Source organism: Micromonospora sp. NBC_00858 (assembly GCF_045207365.1).
Lineage (GTDB): Bacteria > Actinomycetota > Actinomycetes > Mycobacteriales > Micromonosporaceae > Micromonospora.
On the sequence record NZ_CP108828.1, the window covers coordinates 6,496,481 to 6,513,344 of the forward strand.

Annotated in this window: 6 protein-coding genes; 3 read left to right on the plus strand and 3 right to left on the minus strand. The window is 64.3% G+C overall.

Translation table 11 applies throughout. The features are described 5' to 3' along the window. Positions 1 to 162 precede the first annotated feature (162 nt). Genes OG990_RS30400 through OG990_RS30410 form a run of 3 tightly spaced genes read right to left on the minus strand, consistent with a single transcriptional unit; the run spans position 163 to position 14,888 of the window. Positions 163 to 13,497 (minus strand): hypothetical protein, encoded by a 13,335-nt coding sequence (locus OG990_RS30400; protein WP_406077933.1) that lies wholly within the window; start codon positions 13,495 to 13,497, stop codon positions 163 to 165. A gap of 18 nt (positions 13,498 to 13,515) precedes the next feature. Beyond that, the gene (locus OG990_RS30405) at positions 13,516 to 14,415 is read right to left on the minus strand and encodes a hypothetical protein (protein ID WP_406077934.1); all 900 of its coding nucleotides are present in this window, start codon (positions 14,413 to 14,415) and stop codon (positions 13,516 to 13,518) included. 56 nt (positions 14,416 to 14,471) lie between these two features. After that, entirely contained in the window at positions 14,472 to 14,888 is a 417-nt protein-coding gene (locus OG990_RS30410; RefSeq protein ID WP_406077935.1) for a YbaB/EbfC family nucleoid-associated protein, read from the minus strand. 291 nt (positions 14,889 to 15,179) lie between these two features. Here OG990_RS30410 and OG990_RS30415 point away from each other — a divergent pair, with 291 nt between their 5' ends. The 3 genes from OG990_RS30415 to OG990_RS30425 all read left to right on the plus strand — a co-directional run bounded on the left by OG990_RS30415 (position 15,180) and on the right by OG990_RS30425 (position 16,847). Then, positions 15,180 to 15,509 carry a WXG100 family type VII secretion target gene (locus OG990_RS30415; protein WP_406077936.1) on the plus strand — a complete coding sequence of 110 codons (330 nt, stop codon included), beginning with the start codon at positions 15,180 to 15,182 and terminating at the stop codon, positions 15,507 to 15,509. A gap of 41 nt (positions 15,510 to 15,550) precedes the next feature. Continuing rightward, the gene (locus OG990_RS30420; protein WP_406077937.1) at positions 15,551 to 15,853 is read left to right on the plus strand and encodes a WXG100 family type VII secretion target; all 303 of its coding nucleotides are present in this window, start codon (positions 15,551 to 15,553) and stop codon (positions 15,851 to 15,853) included. A 133-nt stretch (positions 15,854 to 15,986) separates the two neighbouring features. Then, a complete protein-coding gene (locus tag OG990_RS30425) occupies positions 15,987 to 16,847 on the plus strand; it encodes a hypothetical protein (protein ID WP_406077938.1) in 861 nt (286 codons plus the stop codon). Positions 16,848 to 16,864 lie beyond the last annotated feature (17 nt).

Sequence of the window (16,864 nt, forward strand, 5' to 3'; positions counted from 1 at the left end):
CTGTCGAGCCCTCTTCGAGTAGGTCGTACAACATCCCGAAAGGGCGGTGGCTTCGTCGGCGCAGGTGACGTCAGGTTCCACGCGATCTGCTGCGGTTTCCGTACCTTCTCGACGGAGCACATCCGGGGCCCGACAGCGCCAGCAACAGCCCTCAAACCTAGATCAACTTCTTGGCCCCTGGCGGCGCAAACGTTCCAGGAACGATCGGCCACCCGGATCCGTCGCCGGCCCGCCCTCGGTAGCGGCGTCGAGGGCCGCCATAACCCGCTGGTACGCGTCCAGCGCCTGCCGGCGGCGTCCTCCCACTCTGGTGAACCACTCGATCGCCTTAATGTCCTCGGCACCAACGTGGTTCAGGTCATGCTGAAACTTGTCCACCACCTGCCTGGCGCGATTTCGTGCCTCGTTTGCCTTTCTAAGTTCGGAACCGCTCCGTTGAAATGCCTCGGCCATGCTCAGGGAGATCTCGTCCGCGTTTCCGCCGCGGGCGCGTGTCACTTGGGCGTCGTTCACGGCCTTCGCAACTTGGTCCGCCCGGCTTCGGGCTTCGTCCCTCAACGCGGTCAGCGGCTCATAGCTGTCGCGGAGGTATTTGATGGCGGTGTGGACCAGCTTCTGCAATTCGATGGAATGCCACTCCGCATGGTTGGCTTCCACGTGGTAATAATGCAGGAGATCGATGTACGGCTGGATCGACCCTTCGGCGAAGTGGCCAGACCGAGTCCGAGCCTTGCGGGCGTCTTTGACCTTCTCGACCAGCCCGGCGGCATGCTCGCTCAACCTAGCAGCATCCTCTTTCCATTCCTCGACGCGCTTGAGCTTCGACTTGTAGGCCTCGACATCATCGTCGATCTGTCCAATGTGCTTGGCAATCTGATCCGTGGCATCTCTGGCTAGCTTCTCGCGTCTTTTAATTTCCTCAATTATGCCATGCGTGTCGGTGGCCGCGCCGTGTACGACGGTGTAGCCGTTCTCGTCGAGTTCGCCGAGGGGCTCATCTTGCCCGATGATGTGCCTCAGCGGGGTGACGGTAAAATGGTCCGGGTCACTTGGGTTCTGCCAGAACACCATGTAGCGGGTGTCTTTTTGCGGCCTGGCCAGTGACAGGCGGCCGTCGGGGTCGTAACCCGCGAACGGCGTGACAAGGGAGAACCTGGACCAACTGATACTTTCGATGCCATTCGCCCCGAGTACGCGAGTTCCGCGCATCACTTTGGTGAACCGAGCCGCGAAACCGGCATCGAAATCAACACCGGCCATGCAGATGTGAAGATGAATCAAACGGCCCTGCCATCTAGTGTCTCCTCGAATCAGGTAGGCCAACTCCTCCACAGAAAAATACTCATTGCCGACCCGAATTCTCCGCCCGTTGAGGTCTCCGTGTACGAAAACATGGTAGCGATCGGGGCGATCATCGTATCTTTCGGAAAGGATCCTGTTCATTTGATCGCCCGGCGTGATTAGCCTTAGGCCGGCTGGGATTTTCTCCGCGATTTCCTCGATTCTTGGGAGGTTTGGATGTGGGCGGGCGGGTGGGGCTGGTCGGGGGAAACTTGTCAGTGTGGCCGGGTCCGGTAGTTGGTAGGTGTCCCGTCCCTGTGCCGCCTTCGATTCCAGGGTGGAGGGGAGGTGGTAGCCCGGAAGGATCACTGGTGGGTTGCCGGGGGTGGTGTGTCGCCAGTTTCCGGGTTGGGACCGGTCGAGTCGGGGGCGGCCGTCGGGGGTGTGTGTCTTCGCCATGCTGAAGATGCGACCGTGACCGTTACGGGGTACCCAGGCGTTGCGGGTCGGGGCGAAGACTCCGGTGATGCCCTGCTGGTTGGCGAGGAGGACGTCGTAACCGCTGGCAGTGTCACCGCTGGCGATGTCGCAGCCGATCAGGGCGATCGGTTTGCCGTGTGAGCGGGAATCCTCGTTGATCAGCTCGGCGAGTCGCTGTGGCGTGACGAGTTTGTTGTCGACGACGACCCCGTCTGGGTTGCCGTGGACGAAGACCCGGTACTCGTCGGGATGCTCGGGGTAGTTTCTGGCGGTGGCCCAGTCGGCGGTCTCGTCGGCGTCGAGTAGCGCGAGCCCGGAGGGAACCTGGGTGGCCTCCGGCGCGCTGGTGTGGGTGTCCCGGATGATGGTGGCGGCCCCACTGGTGTTCCCGTTGTTGGGGGGCGGTGGCGTTGTGGACACCTCGGCGGCACTGGACGGCCGATCCGCGAACGGAACCAAGTCGTACTTCGCGTCATCGGAGTACGGATCGTCGTTCCTGCCCCCGGGGTGAGGGCCGGAGGTGTGCCAGTGGCCGGCCGGAGATAGTTGTGGCCAGGGCCGCCCGTCCAGGCCGTAGCTGACGGTGGCGGTCGCATTGTTGAGCAAACCGTTCGCGGCTTCCACGGCGGTTTGGGCTGCTGCGGCGGTAGTCGTACCGGCGGTTGTGTCCGCCACTTCGTTCAGCGTCGCGATCACCGACTGCGCCAGAGTTCGGCTGAGGGTCGCGTGGGCGACCTCCGGCGGCGGGGTGTGGCCGTCGAAGACGGTCTCCACCGCCGCTGCTGGTGCTGGTGTCGGTCCCTGGGACGCTGCTGTAGTGGGGGTTACGGGGGCCGAACGGGAAATGGGAGGCGACAGGGCGAATCGAGTCGGGGTGGCCAGATCCGCTACCTGGTGGGTGCCCTGCTCTACGTCGTGTGCTGGCTGTTGCTGGGCTTTCGCCTGGTGAAGTAGTTTGCTCACGCTGTTCCGAATTTTCCGGATTTCGGTGAGGACCTCGTCTCCCCTCCAATTTGAAGCCAGTTGTTCGGCTTCAAACAGCGCTTTCGCTGTCTCACGGTGGGCTATATGGCCAAGGTGGAAAGCCCTAGCCAGGGCAGTCTGCTGCGCGGTGTCGGTCGGGTCGGCGCCTGCCGAGATGGCATCGTCAAGGGCCCTCGCGGCGTCGACTGCGCCGCTGCGACTGTTGTTCGACAACTCGAGCAGTCTGTTGTGGTCTTTGTGCAGGGAATTCTTCAGCGAGTTGGCCCTCGCAGATGCGTAGCGGCCTTTCCTGAGCGCCATTTCCGCGTCCTTTAGGGCGGTAGTGTTTTCCCCAGTCTTCAACTGTTCTATGAGTTCAAGGGCTTTCGTTACCAGCTCTTCGGCCGTCGATCCGGCGCTTTCGAGCTCCTGAATGAGCCGCCCATGTTCCTTGGCGGTCTCGGCTTCCTTGGCGATATCGGCCACCAGGCCGTTGGTGTCGACGGCGAAACGATTGATTGTCGCGATCACGCTTTTCACGTCCGGCCCGTCGAACGTGTCTTCCGGCCCGAGAATGTGCGACAGTCGGGTAATGACGACTTCGTCCGGGTCGTCACGATTGGGCATAAACGCCACAAAGCGGCTGTCATCATGCGGCTCGTTCGGTGACTGAGGGTCCTGCGCGCTGCTAGGCTTCGATCTTGAGTATGTGTGCCCGGTGTAGGTGACGTATTCAAATCCTTCCGGCGCGATAACTGGAACTGTGCTGCCCAGTTTTCGGAAGACCTCCCTCGCGAAGGCATCCCTCCCGCCGGCGCCGGTCTCGCAGACCAGTAGTAAAACTGGACGGCGCCCCCACTTCGGATCCTTGAGGATCATGCGAGCCAGGGCCTCGGGGCTGACGTGCGAGTCGCCGACCCGGACTTCTTTTCTGTTCCCGTGCGCATGGACGTTGTAGCGCTGGTCGGTGGCGTAAAACTGGGCGACGGAACCGAGCAGGGCGCGCTTGTCTTCCAGTATCAACCCGCCGTCGTAAAGCGTCGGGTCTGGATCATCCGGCTCCGCATTCCAAACCGATGCGGGGGGTGGATCCAGCGGGAACGTGGCCACCTCGTCTTGAAAGGGCGGCGGCGGCTCGGACGACGGCGCGGGTGTGGCGTTCAGTGCGTCGGGCGCGTCGAGACCGATCCCGTCGCTGTCGCTGTCGCTGTCGAGAAAGGTACGGTTCTCCGAATTCATTTGCGGCTGCGACGACGGCTCGGGATTGGCCGCTGGGTTCGTCCAGGTGGGGGCAGTGGTCTGAGCGGGTGGGGAGAGTTGGTTCGGTGCGGAAGGCTCCGGCCCGCGCGAGGGGATGTTGACGTCGGTCGCGGGTTCCGCCGCCGCCGTTGATGCGGGTGTGGGCGTTGTGGTGTGTGCTGCCCGTCGCGCCCGGTCCGATTGGGCAGAGTGGCTGCCGAGATGCCGCTCGTACTCCTCGGCGGCCTCCTGCCGCGGCGCTTCCCGCAGGTGGGTCGCGGGGGTCGGATCCGACGCGAGGGCCGGCTCGTTCGGACTGGTCGGGGTCTCCGGCCGCTCCGGGGCGGATCGCACCACGTCGTACTGTTCGTACTCGGAGCCCCGCTCCTGATTGCCGTCGAGGCCTGACGGAGCCGCGACATCGGTGTCGAGTGCCGCCAAAGTGTCCCGGAGCGCGGCCAGCGCCGAGTCGCGCGGTACCTCCGGCTTGTTGAGTTGCGGGTACGTGGCGGACACAAAGTCGGTGTCGCCGGCCGATGGGTGAGGGGCGGGGTGGGTGTGGTGGGTCAGCCAGGTGCTGCGCTGGTACAGGTTTGGCTGGGGTCGTCCGTCGGGGTCGTAGCTGACGGCGGAGACGAAGGCGTGTTCGGTGGGAGCGTCGAGCAGCGCGAGCTCGGCGGTGGCCGGTGCCGGGGAGTGGGGGAGGTCGCGGGAGGGCTCGTCGTCGCTCTTGTCTGAGGAGTCGTCATTCGGCTGCGGAATCGGCGGCGGAATGTAGTCGGAGTCGGCGTCGAGGCGATCAACCACATCGATGAGGTCCAGGATCCGCGAATGCGACACGTTGTAGAGCTCGTCCGCTTCGGCGAGGTCAGTGATCGCCTTATGGTACGTGTTGCTCGCCGCCTCTTGCTGGTCGGTCGCTTCCTTGAGGAGATTGCTTGCCGCTTCCACGGCGGTCTTGGTCTCGGCGACGAATCCTCGGCGCTTCAAGTTCTGAGCCAGTTCCACGGCGCGATTCCGCGCCTGCTTTATCTCGGCGTGTTTCTGGCTGGGCTGGATGGCGTGGGCCAGTAAAGTCTTCTGATCGATGCCGATCTGACGGTCGCGGGCCGAGCGGGCGGCGTAGCCGGCCTCCACTATCTTGTCCACCCAACCGCGACTGATTTCGTTCAATGTGACCAGCACGTCGCGGCCGGCGAGGAGCTGGTGGTCGGCATCTCGCCGCACCCGGTTGGTGGCCTGGTACGCCCGTTCCGCAGCCTGTTGGTAAGCCTTCAGGTAATCGAGGTACCCAGCGTCCTCCACGGATCGGACCAGGCTTTCAAACTGTTGAACGGACTCGGTGGCCCGATCGGCGTACTCCTGCGCACGCTGACCGACCTCCTTGTCGGCGTCGCCCTGGGCGGTATTACTCATCTTCCGGATGAGTTCTATGGCCTCGCCGGTCTCGTGGTGCTGGCCCTCGACGTGCCAGACCCACCCCGTGGCTTCCTGATGCAGCTCGGCGGCTTGTTTGCCCCACTCCCGGGCCTGCACGAGCATCGACTCGTCGGCGGCAACCGCGGTGCTGACCTGTTGACTCAGCCGGCTGATTTCGGCCGACCAGTTGCTGGCCTCCGTGATTAAGTTAGTGATTGTCATGGTCACGTCTTCTGCGTGCTTCGTCTCGTCGAGGGCCGTGTCCTGCCAGGGGATGTGCGACAGCTCGGTAACGGCGACGGCAAGCTGACCCCCGCTGTCCCGCGTGGCCTCGAACTGAACGAAGAGGTCGTCGGGGTCCAACGTCCCCTTTCTCGCGTAACCCCGCGGCGGCTCGACGTAGCTGTCGGCGCGGGGATCGGTCGACGAAGTTTCTTTTCGCGCGAAGATCTTGATGCCGGGCAGGGCGAGGGCGAGCTGCGCCGCGAAACCCCTGTCCGGGTCGATGCTGGTCCTCGGTGCGTCGAGAACGATCGAAAGGCCCGGCCGCCATTTCGGATCATTTGTGATCATTGCAGCTAACTCACTCGCATCGACGAAGGCACCGCCGACCACTAGCGCGTACTTGTTCGCGTGGCAGAACACTTGGTAAAGATCGTCACGATCGGCGAAGTGCCAGTCTTCGTTCTCGCTCATGCCTGCGCCGGACGCGGCCAGTGTCAGGCCGGTGGATGTCAGGATGGGGGCTGGAACGGAGGGCTCGTCGGGCAGGTCGGTCGACTGGCTGGAGTCGGCTGGGGCGGGGGCCGGATGCCAGGCGGGGACTGTCTGATCCACGGTGCTCGGCGGTGGTGTGACGGGGGGCTCGTTATCCGGCGCCCGGTTCGTCGGCGGGATGACGTTGTCGGTTTGGGTGGGGGGGCGATCAGCCGAGTCGAGGATGTTCATCATCCGCGCGTACGACCCGTCGATGAGCTCGTCTACCTTTATGAGGCTGTCTTTAATGTGCTTGCGCGCGACGCCCGCCCTCGCTTGGTGGGCGTTTGCTGCACCGAGGGCATTTCTTGCGGCTTTCACGGCGGCCTTGGTCTCGACGACGAGTCCCCCGTGCTTCAAGTTCTGAGCCAATTCCCTGGCGCGATTCCGCGTCTTGTTAAGCTCCTCGACGATAGTTTGGCTGGACTGGAGGGCGTGGGCTAGGGAGTCCTGCTGCTCGGTGCCGGCCTGACGGTCGCGGGCCAAGCGGGCGTCGTAGCTGGCATCCATCAGCCTGTTTACCAGGCGGCGGCTCTTTTCCTTTAACGCGGTTAGCTCGCCGCAGCCGGTGAAAAGCCGCTCGGCATCACGCCACGCGCGGTTGGTGGCCTGGTACGCCTGTTCCGCAACCCGCAGGTAATTCTCCAGGTATTCGAGGTAACTGGCGCCCTCTTCGGCACCCGCCATCGGGCTCGAACGAACCGCGTCTCGGAACCGGGTTTCGAGATGTTGAACGGACTCGGGGGCCTTACCGGCGACCTTCTCCCATGCCTCGCGCCAGGCCGACGTATCACCCTGCTCACGCTGACCAACCTCCTTGTCGGCGTCGCCCTGGGGGGTTTTATTTCTATCCCGGATATATCTTATGTCCTCGCCGGTCCGGCGGTGCTGGCTCTCGATGTCCCTGACCCACCGCGTGGCTTGCTGACGCAGCGCGGCGGCTTTTTTGCCCTCCTTCCGGGCCCGCTCGAGCGTCGACTTATCGGCGTCGACCGCGGTAATGACCTGTTGACTCAGCCGGCTGATGTCGGCCGACCAGCTGATGGCCTCCGTGACGAAGTTAGCGATTGTCGAAGTCAGGGCTTCTACGTCACTCGTCTCGCCGAGGGCCGTGCTCAGCGCCAGGATGTGCGACGATCCGCCGACGGTGACCCCACCTGGGTTCTTCTCCGACGTGGCTTTTTCCTCCTCCGGCAGGCTCGGTTCGCGGTTGTGACCGGGCCACGCGCCGAGGACGTCGGCCAACTCGGGGGCTTGCCTAAGCAGCCTTACCCTTCTGTCGTTGCCTGCGGCGGTGCTGTCGTCGGCGCTGCTGTTGCTGCCGTTTGTAGGGGATGGCTTCGATGCCAGGTCCTGTTGGTCGGCGCTTCGGTCGGCGTGGGTGGACCCGCTGGCGTCCGCCAGATCGTTGTCGTGGTCATGCGTGTGGGGGTGACCCGGTGGTGCCCAGTTCCGGGCTGGTTGGGCCCGTCCAGTGTGGCCGTAACTAATTGTTGGCGCCGGTGAGTCGGGGAGGTTGACGGTGGTGGTGCCGGTTGGAGGCGGAATTGCTGGTTCTGTCGGTGGTGCCAGTGGCTGCGGTGTGACTGTCGGCCTGGTCTCGGTGGGGGAACTGGCCTGAACGTGCAAGCCGGCAGGACTCCGAAGATCGGGAAAGAAGGACTCCACATTGGGCAGGTCGACTTCGAGGTCTGTCGCCAAGTGGAAAACCTGGTCGTAAGTCAGCAGGAGATCGCGCAGCTCTTCTCGGTAGCGGTTGACGGTTTCAGGCGTGATGGACTCAGGCGTGAAAGAGCTCAGGCGTTTTCGGTAATGCTTCCAGACCTCTTTTAGGCTCTCGGCTTCCGTCTTTTTGATCCGTCTATCCAGTTGATTGGCTTGGTCTTGTAGCCGATCAACCAGGGTGCGCAGATCGCCATCGGTGGTTGTGTCGGGGATTAGTAGGCCAACGTTCGGCAGTCCGGCAAGATCGGTGTGCTGCACTTGGGCCATATATATCTGCGGTTGCGACGACCACGGATCGCTGTATCCGGCAGGTGGCGGGACCTGTTCCAACTGGCCATCGGAGTGGGTGTACCACAGTCCCTGACTATCCCGGAAGTATCGATAGTTATAGCCGTTCCACTGAATGTCGATAGGAGACAACGGGCCGGGAGGCTGCGTATGCTGCGCCGTAGCGGGGTATGCAGCCGCAGACGCCTGCTGTGGTGGAGCGGCGTGGACTGGGTAACTGAAAGCTGCTCCAGTGCCAGACATCGGAATTCCGTAGGATGCCGATCCATGCGTCGCGTGCGATGTGCCATATGCTGGATTCGCGGTCGCAGGCAGCGTCTCTGCAACCACCTCGACGAGCAACTGCCCCCCAGGCCGGGGGCTGCTGAACCGCACCCACGAGGGGGCGTGCGAGTCAACAGATGCGTCGGGTGGCGGAGTGAACAAGTAGTTTGCCGGGATGAAGACGTCCCCTGGCCGCACTCCCGGTTTGCCGCGCACCTTCCAATCCGGGCGCGAATCGATGAACGTCTGAATATACCTTTCGGTGAACTTGCCGCTACCGTGTGGTGCTAGCCGTAGCTGGGCGCGGTAGTCGACGCCTTCTTCGATGATGCGGGCGACTCGCTCGGGCTCGATTCGAACATCGTGCGGGTTTACGCTGTCGTCGGCGGTTCTGAACCGTACGGTTCCGCCGTCGACACGTACGACGATCGGGACGGCACTCCTGATTGCATCTGGCACTGGGCTGAGCGGTGCAGCCGACTCGCTGTCAGCCAGCAGTTGATAAGCCTTATGGGGATGATTGGGTATCTGCTTTAGATGTACCCGCTCACCGTCGGCGTACCATTCGTTGTCGCCCTCACCGCTCACGGCATGGAGCGGCGTGCTGGTGGGGTCAAGCTGCGGCTGGTACCCGGCCAGCAGCTCGGCGATCTGAGCATCGCGCTGCCGGACCGGCCAAGCGGCGCGCGACGGCCTCACTCTCGCGACCGGTCCGATCAACCGCGCCCGACTATCCGTGGCCCAATCATTGAGGAAGAAGAGCGCCGCTGCCTGCAGCATGTCTTGCTGTCGATGGAACGCCGTCCTTAGGAGGCGGGACAGGGCGTCGTATTCGGTTTGGTCGTTGACGTCGTGGATCCGCCATCCGCCGTATGGATCGGGTGGGCGCGCGTCTGGCCGATGGAACGATCCCAGTGCTGGCATCTGACCGGAGAATTCCAGCCCGTCATGGTCCCTTAGTGCGGCGAGCTGCAGGCCGACGGATACCTTGACGTGGGTCTGAATGACGGCCGCGATCAGCGAACCGCGCCACAGCCGCCATTCGGGATGATCCTCCTGGAGCAGGGCCACCTGGTTGAAGGACAGCCCGAGCTTCCTGTCAAGGTGGGCGTCGATCACCGCCTCCGGGTCGGCGGAGTAGGGCATGCCGGTGTCCCACCCCGGCTTCCGCTGGTCGAAGCTGTGCTGGAACTCCGACAGTGGATTACCAGCAAGGCGGTACAGCACCTCTTCGTCCCGGTGGAAAAGGCCGGCCAGTCTTTTGTAGGCGGTAGCGCCGTCCGCTTGGGCATAAAACCCCGAACTGACGTGAACATGTCCGCCGGCCTCCATCGAGATCGTATGACCGGTGGATTCCGGGATTGTAACTGGATCTTCGAGATGGACCACCGCACCGGCTTTCGCCAGAATCTGCTCGATCTTTCTGATTGCGTCCCAGGTCGCGGGCGACGAACGCAAAATTGGTGAGACTATCTCCCCATCCACCGTGCTGTCAGTCTCAAAGAGCCATCGGTCCGATTCGGCTCTAGAATGTTGGGACTGCTGCTCCGCTGACGCGGTCAGTCCAGCTTCGTGCAATTCCTTGCCGATAAACTCGAGTATTTCATCTACTTGGAATGACTCTCCATCGGCCTCCCGGTCCGTTGCAGGAATCGTGAACTCAATCTCCACGCCGAACGGGACATTGCTCGCGGCGTCATCCATCGCATCGTCCATGAAGAACGGCACAGGAAACTCACCGTTGTCGACTCGCTGACGAATCCACTTAGGCATGTCCGAGAGGTGTTGGGGAATCAGGAGCCGATCAATTCGATCAACGGTGGAGGCAGGGCCGAGCCGGACGGCGTGGTCCGGAACAACGCTTCCCGGATAGCTGCCAACGCCTTGGGGCGCCGCGAAATTCGACTCGGCGGCGGCGGCTTGATCCGGGTGGCCGGGCGTGGCCTCGTACTCCATGGAGCGGCGGTCCTCCTGCGGCCCCGGCGGTATCAGCGCGCCCTCGTAATAGGCCGAATGGCCATTCCCGCCGCGTCCGTCCCACCTACCGCTCAGATGCAGACCGGTGTTGTCCGTGGGGTTCGCATCGTCCACCGCCAGGAAGCCGTCGATCGGCACTTCTGTGTCGTTGAGGGTGTCCCATCCCTCGCCGCCGAGGCCGTTCGGCACGAACAGCGACCAGGGCTGGCCGCCTACTGTGATGGGCTGCCCCGGTTGGCTCACTTTGCCGGCGATAACTCCGTCCGGTTGTGCTAGCACATCGTCGTTGCGTGCTGTCGCATACCGGTGGGCGAAGCCGCCGCTTGTCGCGCCGGTACCACAGGAGACCAGCACCACCGAACCCACATCGACACCCGGCATCTTTGCGGTGACCAGGGCCAGTTGCTCCGGGTTGAGGAAGACGTCGCGCACACTGCCGTCCGGGTCGCGTACCGGCACACGTATGACATCCCATTCCCCGCGAGCCAATACCACTGGCAACTGTCCCGGTGGTAGCCAATCGGTGCCGGCCAGTGACGCCACGTCGGCGTCAGAGAGCAACGCGATCACGGTACGGCTGGCGGGTAGATCCCGGATCACCAGTTCCGCCCCATCGGCGTACCAACGTCCGTCGTCTTTCCGGCTCAGATCGTTGACCAGAGGTGGTCCGTCGTCGCGGGTACGGGCGTCGGGACTGGCGGCATGGGTCAGTGTCGACTCCGGCTCCGGCCGCGGCGGGGTGTGGACGTCGGCTGCGGTGGTCGTGCGGGTCGGCGGGATCGGCTGGGGCTGCGGTGTGACCGGCGGGCTGGTCGTGGTGCGGAAAGTGGCCTGAACGTACGTTCCGGCAGGCCATTGTTCAAGATCGGCGAGAGACTCCACGGTGGGTAGATCGACCTGGAGGCCTGGCTTCGACGCGGGGGCCGAAGTCGCTTGGCCGAGGGGTGTCTTTGTCTGGGCCTTGCCGTCATTCTGCGGGTCCTGCGGGCCTTGAGGGGCCGGGGAGGTACTTGCCGGGGGTGCGATCGAGGGCTGCAAGCCGGGAGCTTGAGGGGTTAGTCCATCCGATTCCTGGATGGCGGTGGGTACTTGGATCGCGGGTACGGCCGGTGTTTGGGTCGCGGCTATTGCGGGTGCTGCGGGTGCCTCGGGTGCTTCGGTCGCAGGTATTGCGGGCGCGGCCGGCGCTTCGGTGGCTGGTGTTGTGGGTCCGGGCGCTGGCTGGGTTGGGGGTGCGGTGGGCGTGGCGGGTGTTTCGGTGGCGGGTGCTGCGGGTGCGGGTGCTGAGGTCGCCCCGTGCTGTGACGAAGGAACGGCGGGCGGGTCGGCCGGTGAGTGCAGCGGTGGCTGCGCCGCTGGGGAAGGCGTCGCCGTCGGGGAAGGCAGGGGGTTCGACTCGGCGGGCGCATTGCCGTGTGGTGTGCCTGTGGTGGGGTGGGCCGGATCTGAGGTGACGGTGTCGAAGCCGGGCAGTCCGCCGGTCACCGGGGTTCCGACGACGTTCGTGCCGGTGTTGGTGGTGCCGGCGGTCGTCTGGCCAGCCCCCGTCTCTGGCCTGGGCGCTTCGGGTCGCGGCGTTTGTGCGCTGTCGACGCCCGGGACCGTGGTGCTCGCCGGGGTGGTGACGGGAGTGTGGGCGGCGGCCGTGTTGGTGCCTGTGCCGACCGCCTGATTCGGGAACGCCGCAGTCTGCGGAGTGGTGCCGGTGCTCACGGTCGGGATCGTGGCGAGGTTGGTCGTCGGACCGGCGGTGGGATTGGCTGCCGGACTGGCGACGGGGCCGGTGGTCGGTCCGTTGGGGGAGGTGGCGCTCGGCTGCGCGGTCGTAGTGCCATCCGTCGAGGTCGCGGTGGGCGTGCCTGCGTTCGTACCGACGCCGACGCCGACGTTGGAGCCCGCGCTTGTCCCGATGCCTGACTTCGTGGCCGCGCCAGTCGGGGCCGATGCGCCCTTCACCGCGACCGGTGAGGCAGGGGCGGAGCTCTTCTGGTCGATGCTCTCGTACGGCGGGGGTGGGCCTTTTACCGCGACCGGTGAGGCAGGGGCGGAGCTCTTCTGGTCGATGCTCTCGTACGGCGGGGGTGGGCCTTTTACCGCGACCGGTGAGGTAGGAGCGGCGTTCTTCGGGTCCTTGCTTGCGTACGGCGGGGGTGGACCTTCCACGGCGACCGGCGGGGCAGCGGAGCTGGTCGACTCGATCCCCGTGGACGTCGCTGGGGGCAGCGCCTTGAGGTTGGGGTTGACCTGGTTGCCGAGTTGGGTGGCGTAGTGGTGGGCCATGCCGCCGATGACCGACGAGGAGAGGGTGGCGAAGGGGTTGAAGCCGCCTCCGCCGACCATCATGGTGAACAGGCCCTCGAAGAGGGTCTCGCCAAGGCCGGAGAGGGTTTCCCGGCTGATCACGTTCTGGTTGATCTTCGGAAAGAGTTTCCCGCCGACGGCGTGCACGGCGGCGACGCCGCCGCCGATGAAGACACCGCCGGCGAAGGCCATGGCGAGGTCCTTGTAGTCGACGCTCCTGCGGTTGCCTTCGAGGATCTGGGTGACCTGCGCCGCGGCGCTCTGCCACAACTCCTCCAGGCCCTCCTCGACAGCTTCGAAGGCGATCATCATCAGCGTGTTCTGCAGGCGGCGTCGCAGGTTGTCGATCAGGGCCCCGACGATCTTCTGGCCGATCTTGATCAGGGCGGGCACGGCGGCGGCGCCGAATCCGGAGGCCAGGGCGATCGAGATCTCCACGACCTGCGTGAAGGCGGCGATGACAATGTTGTACTGCGTGGACTCGGAGTTCAACGCGAAGTCGTACGCCGCGCCGCCCATTGCCGTGGAGATGTTCCCACCGGCGGGAACGGTCCTGGTGATCTCACCGCTGAACTGGTTGAACGCGTCCGCCGCGGGCCCTTCGAGGTGGTTGTTCACCGCACCGGCGATGCCCGCCGTCGCCGCCACACCGTTGAGCAGTTGGTTGGTGAACCCGTACAGCTCGTCGCCCATGGCCCGCAGGGTCGTCGGGTCGGCCTTCGGGAACTGCTCACCGACGGTGAACAGGATGGCGTCGTACGCCCACTTCCACTCAGGGTCGTTCGGAATATGGAAATCAGGCATGGTGATCAGGCGTACGGCTCAGGCGAGATCTGTGACCAGCGGAACGGAAGTCCCGTCGGGCCCAAATTTGACGAGCGTCGGTCGGTAGCCGGGTTCGGTGGGATCGACGTCTGGGTTTTCCTTGACCACGAACAGTTGGCTGCCTTCCGTATCGATCGGCTGGCCGTCGGCGGTGGTCACCGGCAACCCACCCACCGGTGAGACCGACTCGTACAGGTTGACGTCGACACACGCCGAGCCGTCGGCGAACGCGTCGAACGACTGCAGCCGGTAACCAGCGGTGAGCGGGGTGCCGTCGACGTGGGCGGTGGAGTACTCGGGCTTCGTCCACTTCCGCGACGGGACCGGCAGGAAGTTGCCGCCGTCGAGGGCCGCGCTGTTCCTGCCGTCGGGTGCCTGAGGCGCCCCGGTGACGGTCCCCTGCACGCTGGGCTCGGATCTCAAGATATCCGCATGAACGCTGGGCGCGGACCTCAACATATCCGAGCCGGAGTGGGCCTGCTGTTCTCCCCTCGGGGCCGATACAAGGGCGTGCGTGGGCGGGTCCACGGGAGCGGACCGGCCGAGCGATACTGCCTCTGCGCCGTTCGGGGCGTCCTTGCTGCCTCCCGACCGCGCGGCGTGGAGTTGCTGCCCAAGGTTGCCGTCGAAGTCGTTGGCCATCTTGTGGCCGGCCTCGTTCGCCTCGTCGTCGACCTCCCGGTACAGCTTGCCGCTCGACTGCAGCCCTTCGGCGGTGTAGTCGAGGGTGCCCTTGACGTTCTTGACCAGGCCCTCCAGGTTGTCCAAACCGGCCAGGAACTGCTTCGAGAACTGGGTGCCCATGTCGTCGTCGCCCCAGCTACTGCCGTAGCGCTCGCGGAGGGCCGTCAACTGCTTGAGGTAGCCGTCGTAGAGCGCGACGTGCTCGGCGTACACCTCACCGACACCGGTCACGCCCTCGGGGGCCACCCAGAGTCGTCCGCTGGGATTGGTCATTGGGCGGGTCGTCCCATCCCGAGGATCTCGCGGACGCTGGTCGCCATCCGTGGCTCGGCGGGGAGATAGGCGTCCGTGCCGGCAGTGCCGCGAACCAGAGCCCCCGCATCCACGCCGTCCGGCAACATCGGCGCCAGAATGGCCGTGGCCTGCGCCAGCACCTGCTCCTTCGCCTCGGCGTAGGTCTCCAAGATCACGGTGGTGAGATCGGCCGGGGTCAAACGCTTGTACGCGCCGGTGGGAAACCGGATGTCCGTGACGACCCCGTTCTGGCCGACGGTCACAGTGACCTCACGACGCGGCGAGGTCACCGAGGCTGAGAGCTCACGCATCTTCTGCTGCATCTCGGTCAGGCTGTTGCGCTGCCGCTGGTACTCCTCGAGCAGCGACTCGATGCGATCGTTGAAGCTCAATGCCGCTCCCCTTCCTGCCCTTCCCGTCGGGGGCCCAGTGAAGCCCGCTCGGTGCGGGAACAGAAGGCCCGGCAGGGGGAATGGGGCACGATCGCGCAGCCGCTCTTCCCTCACGCCCTGAGGTGGCCGGCGTCCGCAGGGCGAAGGAGGCAACGATCACTGATTTTCGGACATCACTGGTGCCGGAGGTTCGCCACCGTGGTGCGTGCCCCTTGACACTCCTTTTGCGACCCCCGAGCCGTCACGAGCTCATGTCGCAGTCATGACCGCCAGCACGAGAGGACTACTGCTGTGACCATGCCAAGGGTGCAAACCACCGAGGAGGGCATGCGGCGTGCTGCGCAAGAGTTCTCCGACCGGGCGACGGAGTTCACCGGCCACCTGCAGAGCGTGAACTCGCAGATGGCCACGCTGCAGAGCACCTGGACGGGCGCCGCCTCGCGGGGCTTCAACCAGGCGATGGACAGCTGGGAGGCGTCCTTTCAGCGGGTCATCAACGAGCTCGTCAACATGCTCGACGTGATGGGCGTGACCACCACGGGCTACGGCCAGGCCGAGGACGAGGCCGCGGGTTCGGCGCAGTCGTTCGCCGCCGCCCTCCCCGGTCTCCCCGGCATCTGACCCGTCCGCGCCGTCACCGAACCTCGCAGAAAGGACGTGACATGTCCAGCTACGCATTCGACTTCCAGCAGGCCGACGCGACCCTGCACGACATGAACCAGATCAACACCCGCATCAAGACGGCGCTCGCCGACATGGAGCGCGGCGTCGAGTCCAGCCTCCAGGAGTGGACCGGTGCGGCGCAGTCGCAGTACCACGTCTCGAAGCAGGTCTGGAACCAGTCGGCGAACCAGATGTCCATGTACCTCGAGCAGGCCCGCTCGACGCTGCTGCAGATCTCGGACAACTACGGCAGCACCGAGCAGCGGCACGCGCAGATCTGGAACGACGTTCGCGGCGGCTGAGTGCCGATTGGCCGGCTGCCGGGTCGAACGGCGCGGTGGCCGGCCCGCGGCGGAGACCCGGTGCGGCTAGCGCCGGAAGCTTCGGAGTTGCCCCAGACCAGGACGGTCGCGATCAGCGGAAGTGGAATGGCACATGGCCGAATCCATCAGCAACGAAGAGAAATCGAGCCTACTCGCCAAGTACAGCATTGAAGAGGGGAATCCGCCGGGCTGGGCCGAGTCGGTGATCGATAAGATCCAAAAAGAAATCCAAGACGACAGGCGACTGCTGGAGAGTGATTTTCAGAGCAACGCCGCCTTTCAAGTCGGCCTGAGTAATTTCAACGCCGAGGAAAAGGCGGCCTGGGATTACTATCAGAACAGCATCCAAGATCCTGATGGATTGTGGGAGACCAGGCAGCTCAATGAGATTGAGGACACGCTCGACAAGGAGGGCAAGTTCAACGAGGGGCATTGGTACTATGGCAAGGCAATAAAAACGGACTACGATCCGCACGAGGACAGTTTGGGAAATTGGTACATCGACAGGGAGTCGGATCCCGATCTGCCGGTTTTGCCAAAGTATGAGGGCTCCGACAATAAGAATCACGATCTCGTGGTTAGTACGGAGGCGCTCAAGTATCTCAAGCGGCAAATCGGCAAGCTTGTTGACGAGAAGGACTCGGCTATTGCCCTCGACGCGAAGGCAAAAGTGGCAGCCGTTGACATCCGGCCGGGTGGGTTTGCCAAGGCCGAACTGCTGCGCCAGAAGATCGTCGGGGGTGCTGCGGGTGGGGGGCTCCAGAGCGAGACGATGGAGTTGCTGCAGGCGGTGCATGACACGCTTCTCCAGATCAAGCAGAATATCGACACGTTGATCATCGAATATGACAGCGCTGAGGACTTCAACAAGATGACCACGCAGCAGTTGAGTGAGGTGATGGAGGGTGCCTGGAGCAAGATCGACAGCATGAAGGATCATGGTCAGTCCAAGGGTGAGATCACGGGTGGCTGAACGAAGCTGCGACCGTC